At 71.7% G+C, this 15,988-nt stretch carries 12 protein-coding genes; 5 read left to right on the top strand and 7 right to left on the bottom strand.

From position 1 onward, the window contains the following. The first annotated feature begins 136 nt into the window (after nt 1–136). On the top strand, nt 137–1,168 hold the full coding sequence (locus tag AB8O64_RS14530; protein ID WP_130878171.1) for a glycosyltransferase family 2 protein: 1,032 nt from the start codon (nt 137–139) through the stop codon (nt 1,166–1,168). 64 nt (nt 1,169–1,232) lie between these two features. Here the strand turns inward: AB8O64_RS14530 and AB8O64_RS14525 are convergent, their stop codons facing one another. From AB8O64_RS14525 to AB8O64_RS14510, 4 genes are all read right to left on the bottom strand, one after another. Then, nucleotides 1,233–3,284 carry an LCP family protein gene (locus AB8O64_RS14525; RefSeq protein WP_370419552.1) on the bottom strand — a complete coding sequence of 684 codons (2,052 nt, stop codon included), beginning with the start codon at nt 3,282–3,284 and terminating at the stop codon, nt 1,233–1,235. Between the two features lie 99 nt (nt 3,285–3,383). Continuing rightward, a complete protein-coding gene (locus AB8O64_RS14520; RefSeq protein WP_370419551.1) occupies nt 3,384–5,156 on the bottom strand; it encodes an LCP family protein in 1,773 nt (590 codons plus the stop codon). Nucleotides 5,157–5,397: 241 nt separating this feature from the next. Further along, nucleotides 5,398–6,711 (bottom strand): LCP family protein, encoded by a 1,314-nt coding sequence (locus tag AB8O64_RS14515; protein WP_370419550.1) that lies wholly within the window; start codon nt 6,709–6,711, stop codon nt 5,398–5,400. Between the two features lie 149 nt (nt 6,712–6,860). Then, on the bottom strand, nt 6,861–7,613 hold the full coding sequence (locus tag AB8O64_RS14510) for a TIGR03089 family protein (RefSeq protein ID WP_370419549.1): 753 nt from the start codon (nt 7,611–7,613) through the stop codon (nt 6,861–6,863). Between the two features lie 139 nt (nt 7,614–7,752). On the opposite strand from AB8O64_RS14510, the gene AB8O64_RS14505 reads away from it, so the two are divergent. The 3 genes from AB8O64_RS14505 (at nt 7,753) to AB8O64_RS14495 (ending at nt 11,540) form a co-directional block, all read left to right on the top strand. Then, nucleotides 7,753–9,297 carry a peptidoglycan recognition protein gene (locus AB8O64_RS14505; protein WP_370419548.1) on the top strand — a complete coding sequence of 515 codons (1,545 nt, stop codon included), beginning with the start codon at nt 7,753–7,755 and terminating at the stop codon, nt 9,295–9,297. 81 nt (nt 9,298–9,378) lie between these two features. Then, entirely contained in the window at nt 9,379–10,461 is a 1,083-nt protein-coding gene (locus tag AB8O64_RS14500; protein ID WP_370419547.1) for a sugar phosphate nucleotidyltransferase, read from the top strand. A gap of 86 nt (nt 10,462–10,547) precedes the next feature. Then, nucleotides 10,548–11,540 (top strand): DNA-3-methyladenine glycosylase, encoded by a 993-nt coding sequence (locus AB8O64_RS14495; RefSeq protein ID WP_370419546.1) that lies wholly within the window; start codon nt 10,548–10,550, stop codon nt 11,538–11,540. Nucleotides 11,541–11,774: 234 nt separating this feature from the next. Here the strand turns inward: AB8O64_RS14495 and AB8O64_RS14490 are convergent, their stop codons facing one another. The 3 genes from AB8O64_RS14490 to AB8O64_RS14480 form a co-directional block, all read right to left on the bottom strand. Next, nucleotides 11,775–13,133 (bottom strand): coenzyme F420-0:L-glutamate ligase, encoded by a 1,359-nt coding sequence (locus AB8O64_RS14490; RefSeq protein ID WP_370419545.1) that lies wholly within the window; start codon nt 13,131–13,133, stop codon nt 11,775–11,777. Beyond that, nucleotides 13,130–14,098: a 2-phospho-L-lactate transferase gene (gene cofD, locus AB8O64_RS14485; protein ID WP_361927645.1), complete on the bottom strand. Its 969-nt coding sequence runs from the start codon at nt 14,096–14,098 to the stop codon at nt 13,130–13,132. Before cofD ends, AB8O64_RS14490 begins: the two co-directional genes overlap by 4 nt. 156 nt (nt 14,099–14,254) lie before the next feature. After that, the gene (locus tag AB8O64_RS14480) at nt 14,255–14,773 is read right to left on the bottom strand and encodes a cysteine dioxygenase family protein (protein WP_370419544.1); all 519 of its coding nucleotides are present in this window, start codon (nt 14,771–14,773) and stop codon (nt 14,255–14,257) included. Between the two features lie 652 nt (nt 14,774–15,425). On the opposite strand from AB8O64_RS14480, the gene AB8O64_RS14475 reads away from it, so the two are divergent. Then, complete coding sequence (locus AB8O64_RS14475; protein WP_004952403.1) at nt 15,426–15,689, top strand: WhiB family transcriptional regulator; 264 nt, start codon at nt 15,426–15,428, stop codon at nt 15,687–15,689. Nucleotides 15,690–15,988 lie beyond the last annotated feature (299 nt).

The following is a 15,988-nucleotide window of genomic DNA, read 5'->3' as shown; positions in this document are numbered from 1 at the left end:
CGATCGTCGGTTCGCGGCCCCACGCCGTCCGGGCGGGGCCTGCCACCCGGGCGGGGCGCTTTCGGGTGCCCCATTGGCGTAACGTGACCGACGATCCGCCGTCCGCCGGGGGCACCCCCCGTACCGCCGAGGAACCATGCCCGATCAGCAGCCGCCCGCCGTTTCCGTCATCATGCCGGTGCTCAATGAGGAGCGGTATCTGCGCACCTCCGTGCGGCACATCCTGGAACAGGACTATGCCGGTGAACTCGAGGTCGTGATCGCCCTCGGTCCCTCCACGGACCGCACCGACGAAATCGCCGCCGACCTGGTGCGGGAGACCGCGAACCACCCCCGCGCCCGGGTCCACACCGTGCCCAACCCCACCGGCCGCACCCCCGCCGCGCTCAACGCCGCGATCAAGGCGTCACGCCACCCGATCGTGGTACGCGTCGACGGTCACGGAATGCTCTCGCCCAACTACATCGCGACCGCCGTGCGGCTGCTGGACGAGACCGGCGCCCAGAACGTCGGCGGCATCATGCACGCCGAGGGCGAGAACGACTGGGAGCGGGCCGTCGCCGCCGCCATGACCTCGAAGATCGGCGTGGGCAACGCGGCCTTCCACACCGGAGGCGCGGCCGGCGAGGCCGAAACCGTGTATCTGGGTGTCTTCCGGCGCGAGGCGCTGGAGCAGCAGGGCGGGTACAACGAGGAGTTCATCCGTGCCCAGGACTGGGAGCTGAACTTCCGGATCCGTGAGGCGGGCGGGCTGATCTGGTTCTCCCCGGAGCTCAAGGTCTCCTACCGGCCGCGGCCGAGCGTGAAGGCGCTCGCCAAGCAGTACAAGGACTACGGACGTTGGCGGCACGTCGTCGCCCGCTTCCACCAGGGTTCGATCAACATGCGCTATCTGGCGCCGCCGACCGCCGTGGTGGCCATCGCGGCCGGTCTCGTGGTCGGCGCGGCCGTCACCCCCTGGGGCCTGCTGGTCCCGGCCGGGTACCTGGCGGCCATCACCGCCGGTTCGCTGCCCGCGGGCAAGGGCCTGTCGCCGGCCGCGCGCGTCCGGATCCCGGTGGCGCTCGCGACGATGCACATGTCGTGGGGGTTCGGCTTCCTGACCAGCCCGCGCTCGCTGGCGAAGCGGGTCATCGCCAGCCGCCGCCCGGCCGTCCGGGCCGACTAGTCACCCGGCCGACCGGCCGTATGCCGTCCGCCCCGGTCCGTACCCGGACCGGGGCGGACGGTTTTCAGAAACGATTCAGCGGATTGACGTTCATGCACGCCGACGTGTCGTTGCCGTTGAGCGGGTCCGAGCTCTTGGGCGCCTTGTCGTCGCCGTCCTTCCCGCCCTTGTCGTCCTTCTTGCCGTCACCCGTCGCCCCGGCCGTCGGCTCCTTGGAGGCGTCGCTCTCCTCGGGCTCCTCGGTCTTCGGGTACTTCGTGCCCGCACGCCAGTCGCCGCCGATGACCAGCGTCACCCGGTCGACCGTGGGGGACATCCGCAGCGCGCTCTCCGGCAGCCCGAGGGCCTTGGCCACGGCCTCGGCGTCCGGCCGCTCGGCGGTCTTCGGATAGGTGATCGTCGTGTCCGCCTGGGCACGCGGGGTGGAGTCCGACGTGGCCTTGGTGAAGCCCGACTTCACGAGGAACTCGGCGATGTCCGACGCCCGACGGGTGGCCGGCGGCTGGGCGGCGGTGCCGGTGCCGTTGAACACCGTGAGGGCGATGGCGCCCTTCGGCGCCGCGGGCACGGTGGGCTTCGGGCCCTTGTCGGACTTCTTGTCCTTGCCGTCCAGCGCGATGTCGTTGCGGACGAGCGAGAAGAGCTTGTCGGCGTCGCCCGGCTTGGGGATGACGTGCGCGTCCGGGTCCAGCGGATCGGAGACCCACGGCATGGTGGTCATCGTGATCCGCTCGGACGGCACCCGCTTGATGTCGTTGCCGAGGTCGTAGAGCTTCTTGACCGAGCCGAGGTCCTTGTCGACGGTGAGCGCCTTGGTGGCGGCCTCGGCGAGGTCGGTGAGCTGGCCGGGGTCGGAGAGCTTGGTACCGCCCTTGAGCTGGCGGACCATGGCGTTCATATAGATGTGCTGGGCGTGGGTACGGCCTATGTCGCTGCCGTCCTCGAAGCCGTGCCGGGTGCGCAGCCACTGCAGGGCCTGCTCGCCCTTGACCTTGTGCGAGCCCTTCGTCAGCCGCAGACCGGAGTCCTTGTCGTAGACATTGGCGTCCACACACACCGGAACGCCGCCGACCGCGTCGGCCATGCTCACCACACCGGCGAAGTCGATCATCATGAAATGGTCGACGGGGATGCCGGTCAGCTCTTCCCAGGCGGCGACCGTGCAGCCCGGGCCGCCGTTCATCAGGCTGGTGTTGATGATCTGACGGTCGGTCTCCTTGTAGACCGTGCCGTCCTCCGGGTCGGTGCACTTGGGGATCGTCACCCGGGTGTCGCGCGGCACGCTGATCACCGACATGTTGCTGCGGTCGGCCGAGACGTGCACCAGCATCTGGACGTCGGCGAGCGGCTTGCGCCCGGCGTCCTCGCGGGCGCCGCCGAGCGCGACGTTCTCCTTGCTGTTCCGGCTGTCGGAGCCCAGGATCAGGATGTTCAGGGGGCGTTGGCCCGCCGCGTTGGCCGCGCTGCGGTCGAGCTGCTTGTCGCCGAGGTTGAGGTTGCTCTTCTTGAGATTGCCGTTGAGGTGCTCGTAGTAGAAGTACCCGGCGGCGGCCGTACCGAGGGCGATGACCGCGAGGGAGAGCGCGGTCCAGCGGGCTATTCGGGCAGCGCGTTTGCGCTTGCGCTTGGCCGCGCGGTTCTTGGGGGCGGCCTTTTTGGCGTGGGCGGCCTTGCGGGGGGCCTTGCGGCCGGCTTTGGCGGTGGTGGTCCCGTTGCCTTCGGCCCCGTCCGCGTCTCCGCCTCCGGCGACCGGATCCGACGTGGAGTCCTCGCCGCTGGTGGAGCCAGTCGTTTCGACGCCGGTGACCGCGGCCCCACGGTCCTTGCGCCCGGCGCCTTCGGAGCCGGTGCGCCCGTTGCCTTCGGAGCCTGGGCCGGAAGAGCCCTGGGCACCGGCATCCTCGCCACGGGTGGCGCCCGCGGCCTCGCCGCCGACCGCGGCGGACTTCTTCGCCCGGCGGCCCCGGCGCCCGGACTTCCGGGCGGCCGGGACCTTGCCGTCGGCCGGCGCGGCGCCGGCTGTGTCGTCGGCTGAGGTGCCAACCGGTCCGGCTGAGGCGTCAGCCGAATCGGCTGAGGCGCCGGCCTCTCCCCGCACGCCGCTGCTCTGCCGCATCGGGCCTCCCCTGAGTGGTGCGTCCGGCCCGAAGGGCAGGCGTGTTGTAGCTGGTGTGACTCTAGTTACTGGCCTAGATGCGGCAGCGGGGGGCCAGGTTCATTTGGCACAGATGTTCTTGTCGTCGGCTTCGATCTTTTGGATGTCTTTGGGTGCTTTCGCGGGGGCGGGTACGGAGATCGGGGTGCCGGCGGCCTTGAAGTCGGCGCCCAGGACGAGCGTCATCCCGGCCGTCGGCGCGGCGTCGGACTTGGCCTGCTTGAGGGCCTCGACCGGCAGTCCCATGATCTCGGCGAGCTGACGCGCCTGGTCCGCCTGGTTGGGGGCGAACTCCAGGATCGTCTTGTCCTTCTTGCCACCCGTGGCGTTGCCGCCGTTGCTCGTGAGGCGCATGCCCTTGGAGTTCTGCATCCAGGTGACGGCCTCCTGGGCGGCGCCCACCCGGCCACTGCCGTTCTGCACCTTCACCCGCACGGCTGCGGGCTCGGCCTTCGGCCCCTTGAGCAGGGCGGCCTGCTTGGCATCCGCCGCGTCCTTGTCCTTCTTCTCCTTCTCCTTCACCTCGGTGAGGGAGACGTCCTGACGGACCATGGCGAACAGCGGCTCCGCCTTGGGCGCGTCCAGGACGACCGTCCTGTGGTTCTTGCCCTCGGCAGGGTTGTCCTTGACGGGGACGGTGGCAAAGGTGATGTTCTCCAGGTCGACCTTGCTGAGCTCCTTGCCCAGGCTGGTCAACTTGCTGACGGAACCTATGCCGGTGTCGACGGTCAGCGACTTGGTCGCCGCGTTGCCCAGGTCGTAGAGCTTCTTGGGGTTGGAGAGCGTGTCACCGGACTTCATCTTCCGGATCATCGAACTCAGGAACTGCTGCTGGAGCTTGATGCGGTCCAGGTCGCTCTCGAAGCCGACGCTGTGCCGGGTCCGTACGAACGCGAGGGCGTCCTCGCCCTCGATCTCGTGCCGGCCCTTGCTCAGCTTGAGGTGCGACTTGGGGTCGTTGATGTCCTTGGCCAGGCACACCTCGACACCGCCGACCGCCGACGACAGCTCCTTGACGGCGTTGAAGTCGGCCATCATGAAGTGCGTGACCTTCAGGCCGGTGAGCGCCTCGACGGTCCGCCAGGTGCAGCCCGGGTCGCGGTCCTCCTGGCCCAGGCTCTCGTTGAAGCGGACGCCCTTCGAGCCCGGGATGATCCTGGTCTTGCCGTCCTTCTTGGTCGGGCAGTCCGGGACATCGGTGATCATGTCGCGGGGGATGGAGAGCGCAGTGGCGTTCGTCCGGTCCTCCGAGACGTGGAAGAGCAGCGTGGTGTCGGCGTGGCCGACGCTGCCCTCGTCGCCGTAGCCCTCGTTGCCCTTGCCGTCACGCTTGTCGGTGCCGATGACCAGGATGTTCACCGGGCCGTCGATGACCGCGTCATTGTTTATCCCGACATCGACCTTGTCGATGTTGTTGTTGAAGTGCTGGTAGACCAGGTAGGCCGCCACCGAGCCGCCGACCAGGATGAAGGCGAGCGTGCCGCCCGTCCACATCAGCGCCTTCTTCTTCTTGCTCTGCTTCGGCTTCGGCTTGCGCCGCCCCTGCGTCGGCTTGGCCCCGGCGCGACGGGGATTGCCGCGCTGCCCGGGCACCGTACGGCGGCCGGGCTTGCCCTGCGTACCGACCCGCGATCTCGCGGGAGCCGGTACGGCGGGGGAGTCGGAATCTGCGGAAGCAGAGGATGAAGCAGTCGCGGACGTGCCGCTCCCGGGAGTCGCCTCCGACTCCTCGGCATGGTCAAGGCGCAGCTCGTAGCTGCCTGTTTTCGGGTCGAAGACCCACTGGTCGGCGGGGTCGATGTCGCCCGCCCGCCCACGGCCCTGCGCGTCCACGGTCGCTTGAATCCTCCGTCGGTGCCACGCGGCGCCTACCCCCCCCGAGGCGCTCGGTCACGTCGTCTGTGCAGTGCGCGGTCAGCCCGGCCGTGCGCACCGGATCGCTCACACTATCCGCCCAGTTCAGCGTCAAGCGACGCCGGTGACAAATTGCACTCCCCTACAACTGGGCATTCTGCCCAATCCTTTCGCCCGAACGATCATCCGGAGGGAAAGGTGATCGTACCTTTCGGCAAAATCATCCACACATGCCACGTGCTGCGGTGGTTCCCTCGTAGGTGGGCGGAGTGGTGGGCTTCGGCGATCCCGTGGCGGGCGCCGAAGTGCCGGGATCCGCCGGTGCCGGCGGTGCCTGCGAAGCCGGCTGCCCCTCGGTCGTCCCGGCGTCGGCCGTGCCCTGCGGACTCACCGGAATCACCGGTTCCTGATCCTGCCGGGGCTTGTTGTCGGCCGCCCGGACATGCATCCCGACCGCCACCGGCCGGTCGTTCCGCAGCTGCTCGAAGAGCTGGTCGGCGTCCGGCTGCACCAGCTCGTCACGGGCGCTGTTGTGGACGTACGGGCGGCGCGGCACGGTGAGGAACTGGACCCGTTCGGAGGGGATGTCCCGTACGGTGCGCACCAGGTCGTACAGCTTGCGGAGGGTGTCCAGCCCGGCGTCCGTGGTCAGCGAGGACGTCGCCGCGTCGAGCACCGGGTAGAGCCGGGCGGGGTTGAGCAGCACACCGCTGCTCTGCATCTCCCGGAACAGCGAGCCCAGGAACTCCTGCTGCCGCCCCATCCGTTCGGTGTCGCTGCCGTTGCCGAGGCTGTAGCGGGCCCGTACGTACCCCAGCGCCGCCTCTCCGCGCAGCACCTGGCGGCCCGCGGGCAGTCGCAGCTTCGCGTCCTGGTCGTCCACGGGCTGCTTGAGGCAGACCTCGACGCCGTCGATGGCGTCGACCAGCCGCTTGAAGCCGTTGAAGTCCACGATCACGTGGTGGTCGACGCGGATCCGGGTGATGTTCTCGACCGTACGGATCGTGCAGGCCGCGCCCGCCAGCTCGTAGGCCCAGTTGAACTGCGCGAACCGCTCGTTCGTCCGGGAGCCGTCGGACTGCCGGCAGCTCGGGATCTTCGCCATCAGGTCCCGGGGGAGGCTGACGGCCGTCGCGCTGCGCCGGTCGGCGGCCAGGTGCAGCAGGATCGTGGTGTCCGAGCGCTGTGTGCCGCTGTCGGTGCCGTACGCGCCGTTTCCGGCGCCGCGGGTGTCGGAGCCGATGATCAGGATGTTCTGCGCGCCCTGCACCAGCGCGACCGGGCGCTCCTTCTCCCAGCGCGCCAGCTCGTCCGCGGTGTCGGTGTCGGTGGTGATGTTGCTGTCGAGCCGCTGGTAGAGCGTCCAGCCGACCCCGGCCGCCGTGAGCATCAGCACCGTCATTCCCAGCGCCACCCAGCGCAGCCACCGGTGCCGCCGCCGCGGCGCGGGGGCGGGCGTGGGGGTGCCCCACGCCCCGCCGGTGGGGCCGGCGGGCGTGCCGGGGCTGCTGGGGCTTCCAGGGCGGTCTGTCACGGCTGCGGCCCTCCCTCACGGAGTCGGCGGCCTCGCACCAGCGGGAGCCGTCGCGGAGGACCGGAATACGGCCCTCCGCGCCTGGTGTGGCGTACGTACGTCGTGCGGCGTACGTACGATCATCGCGCGATCCGGGCGGTCCGGCAGTGTCAGGGGGCCGTCACGGTGACGCGCTCGCTCTCCCGGCGCTTGTCCAGGGCCCCGGCGGAGAGCCGGTCGAGGTGGCGGCAGAGCACCACGGACCCACCGGCGGCGAGCGGTGCGTACAGCCCGGCGGACAGCCCGTGCCAGCTGCTGTACGGCAGGCCCGACAGCAGCCGGGAGCCCGCGCCGAGCCCGTGCTGGGCGGCGTCCGTCCGCGCCCGCTCCACGACCTGCGCACCGGTCAGTTCCGTGCCGTCCACGACGAGCGCGGGCGCGCCCGGGTCCACCGGGACGAAGGGGGCGAAACGGTCGCCCTGGCTGGGCACCTCGACGGCGTAGTCGGCGAAGCCCTGCGGGGCCTGCGGGAAGCGCCCGCCCAGGGGGCGCAGCGCGAGCGCGACGCGCTCACCGGAACAGGCGCGCGCCTCCTCCAGGGTGTCCGGGCCGCTGACGACCAGGTCCGCGTCGGCCGGGTCGCCGCCGACCTCGGCCACGACACCGACGGAGGAGCAGGCGAGCAGCCAGACGGCGGTCTGCCAGTGGGCGGGCAGCAGAAGGGCGAGGCGGTCCCCGGGCCCGGCGGCGAGATCGCCCTGGAGCAGGTTGGCGGTCTTCGCCACCCAATTGGCGAAGGTGGCCACGGAGAGTTCCACGCGCTCGCCGGTGGCGTCGTCGTAGAAGGTCACGAGCGGGCGGGCCGGATCCGCGGCGAGCGCGGAACGCAGCAGGTCGGCGGGGGTGCGATCGGTGGCGTTCATCATCGTCAGCGTACGCGGCGAGGGTGCTGACGGTCAGTCGGACGGATGAGTGGACCGTTCGGCCGGAGGGCGGATTCGACCGACTGGCCGTCAACTTTCGAATGGACAGATATCTGGTGATATGACCAGGGTTGTCACTATGCGTGGAATCTTCGTTACTTCTACCGTCACCGCCTGTGCCGCCGCCCTCACCCTGCCGCTGCTCACCACCCCCACCGGCGCCGCCACCGCGCCCGCCGTCCGGACCGCCCCCGCCGCCGACCTGAGCGGCGTGCCGGGCTCGACCCGCTCACTGCCGTTGGTGCCGCTCACCGGCGGCGGCCCCCGGTCGGCGGAGCCCCCGCACGGAAGCAGCACCGCCGAGCGCGGGCTGCCGCCCCGGGAGGTCGAGCCGTTCTCCCTCGTGGGCATCGTCTGGGACAACGCCGCCGCCGAGCTGCGCGGCCAGGCCCAGGTCCGTACCCGCGCGGTGGGCAGCCACCGCTGGTCCGCGTGGCAGGACGTGCAGATCCACGACGACGACCGCCCCGACCTCGATTCCGCCGAGGGCGCCAGCGGCCGTCGGCGGGGCGCCACCGCGCCCCTGTGGGTCGGTGCCTCCGACGCCGTCCAGGTCCGCGTCCGCGCCGAGACCGTGACCGACCGGACCCCCGAAGGTCCGGCCTTCCCCTCGGGCCTGCGCCTCGAACTCGTCGATCCCGGCAAGGACCCGGCCCCCGAGCCCGCCCGGCCCCAGGGCCAGGCGCCGTCGGTCCCGGCCGCCGTCCCGGCACGGGCGGCCGAGGAGCCGACCGTCGCCGCGTCCGCCGCCCCCAGCGACGAGGAGGTCGCCACCTCGGCCGTCAACACCCTCCTCGCCCCGCTGGGCGCCACCGAGATCCCCGCCCGCGACAAGGACGGTTCCGGGGCCGACATTGCCGCCACCGGACCCGGCGACGCCCCGGTCAAGAGCCCGCCCCAGGACCCGGACACCGACGGCGCCGCGGACGTGGACACCACGGACGACGCCGCCGACGCCGCCGCGGACGACGCCACCGACGGCGCCGACCAGGGGTCGCGCTACGTCGAGGGCGGTGGCTACATCGGGCCGCGCCCCCGCATCGTCACCCGGGCCGGCTGGGGAGCGGACGAGTCCATCCGCGAGCGGGGCTTCGTCTACACCAAGACCGTGCGGGCGGCCTTCGTGCACCACACCGCCTCCGGCAACAAATACAGCTGCTCCCAGTCCGCCTCCGTCATCCGGGGGATCTACCGCTACCACGTCCAGAGCAGCGGCTGGCGGGACATGGGCTACAACTTCCTCGTGGACAAATGCGGCACGATCTACGAAGGCCGCTCGGGCGGCGTCGCGAAAGCCGTCATGGGTGCCCATACTCTCGGTTTCAACTCCAACAGCATGGGCATCGCCGTTCTCGGGACATTCGGTAGTTCCACCCCGCCCACCGCCGCGGTCGACGCCGTGGCCAGACTCACCGCTTGGAAGCTCGGACTGTTCGGCCGCAACCCCCTCGGCTCCACGACCCTGGTGTCCGCCGGCGGAAACCTGTTCAAGAAGGGGACCAAGGTCAGGCTCAAGGTCATCTCGGGTCACCGCGACGGCTACGCCACCGAATGCCCCGGCGACCTCCTCTACAAGAAGCTCGGCAGGGCCCGCAGCACCGCGGCCCGCCTCCAGGGACGCTGACCGGGGCGGGCCGGGCCGCGGGGTCTGCATACACTGGCCGCCGATCACGGCCCGGCCCCAGCAGGAAGCAGAGACGACAAGGTGACTGAAGCGATCCTCCTGGTCGGGGGCAAGGGCACCAGGCTGCGCCCGCTCACGGTGCACACGCCCAAGCCCATGGTCCCGGCGGCCGGGGTGCCCTTCCTCACGCACCAACTGGCGCGGGCGCGCGCGGCGGGGATCGAGCACATCGTGCTCGCCACGTCCTATCTGGCCGAGGTCTTCGAGCCGTACTTCGGCGACGGCTCCGCGCTGGGCCTGCACCTGGAGTACGTCACCGAGGAGGAGCCGCTCGGCACGGGCGGAGCCATCCGCAACGTCGCCTCCAAGCTGCACTCCGCCCCGGACGACCCCGTCCTGATCTTCAACGGTGACATCCTCACCGGCCTCGACATCGAGGCACTGGTCGACACGCACCGCACGACCGGCGCGGACGTCTCCCTGCACCTGACGCGGGTCGAGGACCCCCGCGCCTTCGGCCTGGTGCCCACCGACGCCGACGGCCGGGTCACCGCCTTCCTGGAGAAGCCGCAGACGCCCGAGGAGATCGTCACCGACCAGATCAACGCGGGCGCGTACGTCTTCAACCGGTCGGTCATCGACTCCATCCCGGCGGGCAGGCCCGTCTCCGTCGAGCGCGAGACCTTCCCCGGACTGCTCGCCTCGGGCGCGCACCTCCAGGGCATGGTCGACTCCACGTACTGGCTCGACCTCGGCACCCCGCAGGCCTTCGTCCGCGGCTCCGCCGACCTGGTCCTCGGCCGCGCCCCGTCCCCGGCCGTCCCCGGCCGCTGCGGCGACCGGCTGGTCCTCGACAGCGCCGACGTCGCCCCGGACGCCAAGATCACCGGTGGCTCGGTCATCGGCGCGGGAGCCCGCGTCGAGCCCGGAGCGCGCGTCGACGGCAGCACGGTCCTCGACGGCGCGGTCATCGAGACGGGCGCGGACGTACGCGACTCGCTCATCGGCGCACGGGCACACGTAGGGGCGCGTACGGTCCTGACAGGCGCCGTCATCGGCGACGGTGCGCGGATCGGCGCCGACAACGAACTCCGTGACGGGGTCCGCGTCTGGTGCGGCGCGGTCCTGCCGGACGGCGCCGTGCGGTTCTCGTCCGACCAGTAGTTCCCCCCGGTAGTCGGCGGGAGTCCTCGCCGGGTGTCAGCGGGTGCGCCTACGCTCGTAGGTGCACCCGACCTCAGGACACCTCCGTGGAATCAGCCGACCGGCTCACCAGAACCACCGTGCGCGGTGGCCGGACGGCCGTGCCCGCGAGCAGACCCCGCCCGGTGACCGCCGGCTCCCGCACCCGCCGCTGGACCCCGCCGGGCCCACTGCACCTGGGCGTCACCCTCGGCCCCCTGCGCCGCGGGCCGGGCGACCCGACGTTCCGGGTCACGCCCGACGGCTCGGTCTGGCGCGCGTCCTGCACCCCCGCCGGCCCCGGCACCCTGCGCATCGCGCGCAGCGGGGAGGCGATCGAGGCCGAGGCCTGGGGCCCGGGCGCCGACTGGCTCCTGGACGGCCTCCCGGCCCTCCTCGGCGCCGAGGACGACCCCGAGGGCTTCACCCCCCGCCACCGCATCGTCCACGAGGCCCACCGCCGCAACCCCGGCCTGCGCCTCGGCCGTACCGGCCTGGTCCTGGAATCCCTGGTCCCCTCGATCCTGGAACAGAAGGTCACCGCCGACGAGGCCTACCGCGCCTGGCGTCTGCTCGTACGGCAGTACGGCCCGCCGGCCCCGGGCCCGGCGGACCGGATGCACACGCCCCCGGACCCCCGCACCTGGGCCCGCATCCCGTCCTGGGACTGGCACAAGGCGGGAGTGGACGGCAAGAGATCGGCCGCGATCGTCCGGGCCGCGAAGGTCTTCCACCGCATGGAGGAGGCCGCGACGATGGACGCGGAACGGGCCGCCCGTCGCCTGTGCGCCGTCGACGGCATCGGCCCCTGGACGGCGGCCGAGACCCTCCAGCGCAGCAACGGCGCGCCCGACGCCGTCACGGTCGGCGACCTCCATCTGCCGAAGATCATCGGCTACGCCCTCACGGGGGTCCGTGACACGGACGACGCGAAGATGCTCGCTCTCCTGACCCCCTACGAGGGCCACCGCCACCGGGCGACCCGCTTGATCCTCCTGAGCGGCCACACGCCACCGAGAAGGGCACCGAGACTGTCGGTGAACGACATCAGGGGCTTGTAGCGCGGCCCACCGGCAGGCAGCGGGGAACGGCGGGGAGGGGGACGGGGCCGCAGGGGCGGGGCCCCGGACGCTGACGTGTATTTGCGGCGCCAAGTGCCGGGTGCCTAAAGGATCCGGGGCGGGGGCGCCGTAAATATACGGTCCGGGGCCCCGCACCGGAGGCCCCGGCGCCCGCACCACGACGGCGCCGCACCCGCACCACCACGACGGCGCCGCACCCGCCCCGAAGCCGAGCTACCTCACCTCGACAAAAGCGTCAGCGTCCCGCGCGGCCCGCGGCGACGGCGCAACCGCAGCCCGCCCGATCGCCACCGCCCCCATCGGATCCCAATCGGCCGGCAGCCCGAGAACGTCCCGCACCACATCACGGCAGAACATCGTCGACGACACCCACGCCGACCCCAGCCGCTCACCCGCCAGCGCCACCAGGAAGTTCTGCACGCCCGCACCCGCCGCGACGACGAACATCTCCCGCTCGGAGGCGTTGCGCCGGGCGTCGGGGTAGGTGTGCGAACCGTCCATGACCAGGCACGGCACGACCAGGTACGGCGCCTTGCGCAGCACGTCCCCGCGCCGCACCCGGCGGGCGATGTTCTCCTCGGTGAAGCCGTCGCCGCGCAGGTCGGCGATCCACGCGTCGCGCATCGCGTCGAGCAGCCGCACCCGCGACTCCGCGGACTCCAGCAGCACGAACCGCCACGGCGTCGTGTGATGCGGCGCGGGCGCCGTGACGGCCGCGGCGACGGCCCGGCGCACGGCGCCGCCGTCCACCGGGTCGTCCGTGAACTCCCGGACCGTACGCCGCAGCGTCACCGCCTCGCGGACGGCCTCGGACGTCCCCAGCCGGAACATGTCGTCGGCCGCGTCGCGCACCAGCGCCCGCGCCCCCTCGTCGGCGCCACCGGCCCCATCGCCCTCATCGCCCCCGGCGACCCCGTCGGGCACGACGACGTGCGGCAGCCCCCGCACCACGGCGACGGGCAGCCCCGCCGCCTTGCCCTTGACCAGGTCACCCGCGGCCGCCAGCTCGTCCGCCGTGGCCACGACGGTCGCGCTCAGCGGGTTGCCGTGCGCGTCCGTGCCGCCGCGCAGGTCGTCGAGGACCCGCACGCCGGCCGCCCCGATCGCGACGTCCGTCAACCCGCTGCGCCACGGTCGCCCGAACGTGTCCGTGACGACGACGCCGACGTTCACGCCGAGCGTGTCCCGCAGGCCCGCCCGGATCCGCCGGGCCGAGGCGTCGGGGTCCTCGGGCAGGAGCAGGACCGTGCCCGCGGGGGTGTTGGAGGCGTCGACGCCGGCCGCGGCCATGACCAGTCCGAGCCGGTTCTCGACGATGCGCAGCGGGCCGCGCCGGGCCACCACCCGCACGGCCTCCGCGTCGATGGCGGCCTCGCGGTCGTCGGCCTGGACGACGCGGCCCTCGGCCTTGCTGAGGATCTTCGAGGTGACCATCAGGACGTCGCCGTCGGCCAGCCCCGGCAGCCCTTCGGCGGTGGCCGCCGAGGCGATGAGCTTGGCGATGTCGTCCCCGGTGCGTACTTCGGGGATGCCGGGCAGCGCCCAGACCCGGTACGCGGGCAGGCCCGTCACGCGCGGACCTCCTCGGCCAGGGCGAGGGCCTCGGCGGCCATCCGGGCCGTGGCCTCGACGTCGGTCATCATCAGCGGCACGGCGCGGCAGCGGATGCCCGCGGCCTCCACCTCGGGCACCGCGCCCGCGTCGACCGTGTCGACCAGCCAGCCGTCGATGAGGTCCGAGCCGTAGTGCCGGGCGACCGCGGCGGCCGTGGACTCCACGCCGACGGCCGCGAGGACCTTGTCGGCCATGCCGCGCACGGGCGCGTCGCCGACGATGGGGGACAGGCCGACGACGGGCGCCTTCGAGGCCGCGACGGCCTCCCGCACTCCGGGCACCGCCAGGATCGTGCCGACGCTGACGACGGGATTGGACGGCGGGAAGAGCACGACGTCGGCGGTGGCGAGGGCCTCCAGGACACCCGGGGCCGGCTTCGCCTCCTCCGCGCCGACGGGGATGATCGCGTGGGCGGGCACGGAGGCCCGCAGCCGCACCCAGTACTCCTGGAAGTGCACGGCCTTGCGCCCGCCCCCGTCGGGGTCGTCGACGAGGACGTGGGTCTCGACGCGGTCGTCGGTCATCGGCAGCAGCCGGACGCCCGGCTGCCACCGGTCGCACAGCGCCTCGGTGACCGCGCTGAGCGGATAGCCCGCGCCGATCATCTGCGTACGGACGATGTGCGTGGCGAAGTCGCGGTCGCCGAGCCCGAACCACTCGGGCCCCACCCCGTAGGCCGCCAATTCCTCCTTCACCGCGAAGGACTCGTCGGCCCGGCCCCAGCCCTGCTCCTCGTGGATGCCGCCGCCGAGGGTGTACATCACGGTGTCGAGGTCGGGACAGACCTTGAGGCCGAAGAGGTGAATGTCGTCTCCGGTGTTCCCGATGACGGTGATCTCCGCGTCGGGGACTGCTGACTTGAGGCCGCGGAGGAAGCGGGCGCCCCCGATCCCGCCGGCCAGAACCACAATGCGCTGCTGCATGAGCGCAGTCTGTCAGCCGGGGGCGGGGGCGCTGAAGAGTGGTGGGTGGGTGACGGGCCCGCCTGTCACCGGCACCGGGCCCGCCGGTCGTCCACCCACCGAAGTCACTCGTACGAGTGATCGTCGAAGGACCGGACGTGGGCGGTCAGCGGGCTGTCAGTGGGCGACGACGCACTGGGCGACGGACGGCACGACGCTCGCGGCGGGCGCCGCGTGGTGCATCGGCATCTCGGTCAGACCGGGGGAGTAGATGTGCAGGCTGACGGCCGGTTCGAGGGAGTCGTTGACGACCTCGTGGGCGTAGCCGGGGGCGAAGACGCGCTGGTCGCCGGCGCGGAGACGGCGGCGGTCCCCGCCGGTGGCCCCGGTCAGTTCCGTCAGCTCACCGCTCAGGACGGTCAGCACCCCGGAGGAGGGGCCGTGGTCGTGCTGTCCGCTGCCCTGGCCGGGCACCCAGCTCAGCAGCCACACCTCATAGCCGGGGCCGGTGCGCAGCCGGTGGTACCACCGGCTGGCGGCGTCGTAGCGGACGAGGTGGGCCCAGCTGTCGCGGTCGGCCGCGATGCCCCGGGCCAGACCGGCGAACTCGGCGACGGTGGAGGGGTGAGCGGGCACGGGCGGCATGAGGTGCGGGACGGCGAGCGGGTCGCCGGCGATCTGGACGTCGCTGTTCATGTGCGGGAGTTCCTCGGCAGGGATGCGGGCGCCATGCGGGGCGGCCTACGAGCGGCGGGGAGACAGGCGAGCACGGAGCGTACGCGCCTGGAGGCACGGCGCCGTGCGGGAGAAAAAGATCAGCTGGAGCTCGGGGGCATCAACAGCTGCAACAGCGACAGCGAGCCTGCACAGCGCAGCGGGACCCGTAGGCACGGGTCAGGCGGAGCGCGGCGGTTGCTGGCATGGCACCAAGGAGACCGGTTCGGAAGCGCTCTGTCAACCTTGTGTCTGGTTTGAGGTAAATCTTTCACTGCATACGGTTACTGTGCGCGATGAAAGGTTTGTGGCGGTGAGGTCGCGGACAGGTGGCGCTCCGACCGGTTCCGTAAACATCGTTCAGCCGGAGCGGTGCAACGGGACGGGCGCGAGTGTCGTCCTCTCTTCGAAGGGGAAGACGGGATGACTGCGACAGGCGGGTGGAAGTGTCCAATCTTGTGACATTTTGGCCACTTTCCGCTTAGCCTTGGTTCCGCAGAGTGAATATGGGGCCCAATAGCAGATCTCGGCTTGACTGGCCCGGATCGGCACACTTGTAATTTCACTCGTGTCGTTCTGCCGCACCCGATGGCGGCAGCACCACGGGGACGCAAATGACAGACGAGGGGCGCACATGACCGAGCTGTTCCAGCAACTGCTGGTCGAGGAGGCGGACGAGGAGCTCGGCTGGCAGGAGCGCGCGCTGTGCGCCCAGACCGATCCTGAGTCCTTCTTCCCCGAAAAGGGCGGATCCACGCGGGAGGCGAAGAAAGTCTGCCTCGCCTGTGAAGTCCGTTCCGAGTGCCTTGAATACGCCCTTGCGAACGACGAACGCTTCGGTATTTGGGGCGGTTTGTCCGAGCGTGAGCGCCGCCGCCTGAAGAAGGCCGCGGTCTGAGGCACCGAGCCGACAGGGCCCCCGGGCCCGAGAGCTCGCCACCCGTCCAGGGCTCTGCCCCCGACGCGTGTTCCGCCGCCGGGACCCGGCGCGCGACCTGACGATATGTCTTATCCAGTGCCCGCCCAGCGGGCTGACGGACAGTCCGGCCCGCACACTCCGTGACACTGTCCACGCCCAGGCCATTCCCCCACGGTCCGCCCTCTGCGCCCGCCCGCAGGAGGCGGACCGTATGCGTGCGCAGCCATTAGTGTGGGGGCCCGTCCGCGACGTACCGACGCCCCACCGGGGCGCTCACG

Source organism: Streptomyces sp. QH1-20 (assembly GCF_041283565.1).
Taxonomy (GTDB): Bacteria; Actinomycetota; Actinomycetes; order Streptomycetales; family Streptomycetaceae; genus Streptomyces; species Streptomyces syringius.
Note: the sequence above shows the minus strand (reverse complement) of the source record. Positions and strands in the feature narration are given on the sequence as shown.

Excerpts from the sequence above, each read along its gene's own strand:
- AB8O64_RS14505 (WP_370419548.1), top strand. The coding sequence starts at position 7,753 with ATGCGTGGAATCTTCGTTACTTCTACCGTCACCGCCTGTGCCGCCGCC.
- AB8O64_RS14510 (WP_370419549.1), bottom strand. The coding sequence starts at position 7,613 with ATGAACGCCACCGATCGCACCCCCGCCGACCTGCTGCGTTCCGCGCTC.
- AB8O64_RS14530 (WP_130878171.1), top strand. The coding sequence starts at position 137 with ATGCCCGATCAGCAGCCGCCCGCCGTTTCCGTCATCATGCCGGTGCTC.
- AB8O64_RS14525 (WP_370419552.1), bottom strand. The coding sequence starts at position 3,284 with ATGCGGCAGAGCAGCGGCGTGCGGGGAGAGGCCGGCGCCTCAGCCGAT.
- AB8O64_RS14480 (WP_370419544.1), bottom strand. The coding sequence starts at position 14,773 with ATGAACAGCGACGTCCAGATCGCCGGCGACCCGCTCGCCGTCCCGCAC.
- cofD (WP_361927645.1), bottom strand. The coding sequence starts at position 14,098 with ATGCAGCAGCGCATTGTGGTTCTGGCCGGCGGGATCGGGGGCGCCCGC.
- AB8O64_RS14475 (WP_004952403.1), top strand. The coding sequence starts at position 15,426 with ATGACCGAGCTGTTCCAGCAACTGCTGGTCGAGGAGGCGGACGAGGAG.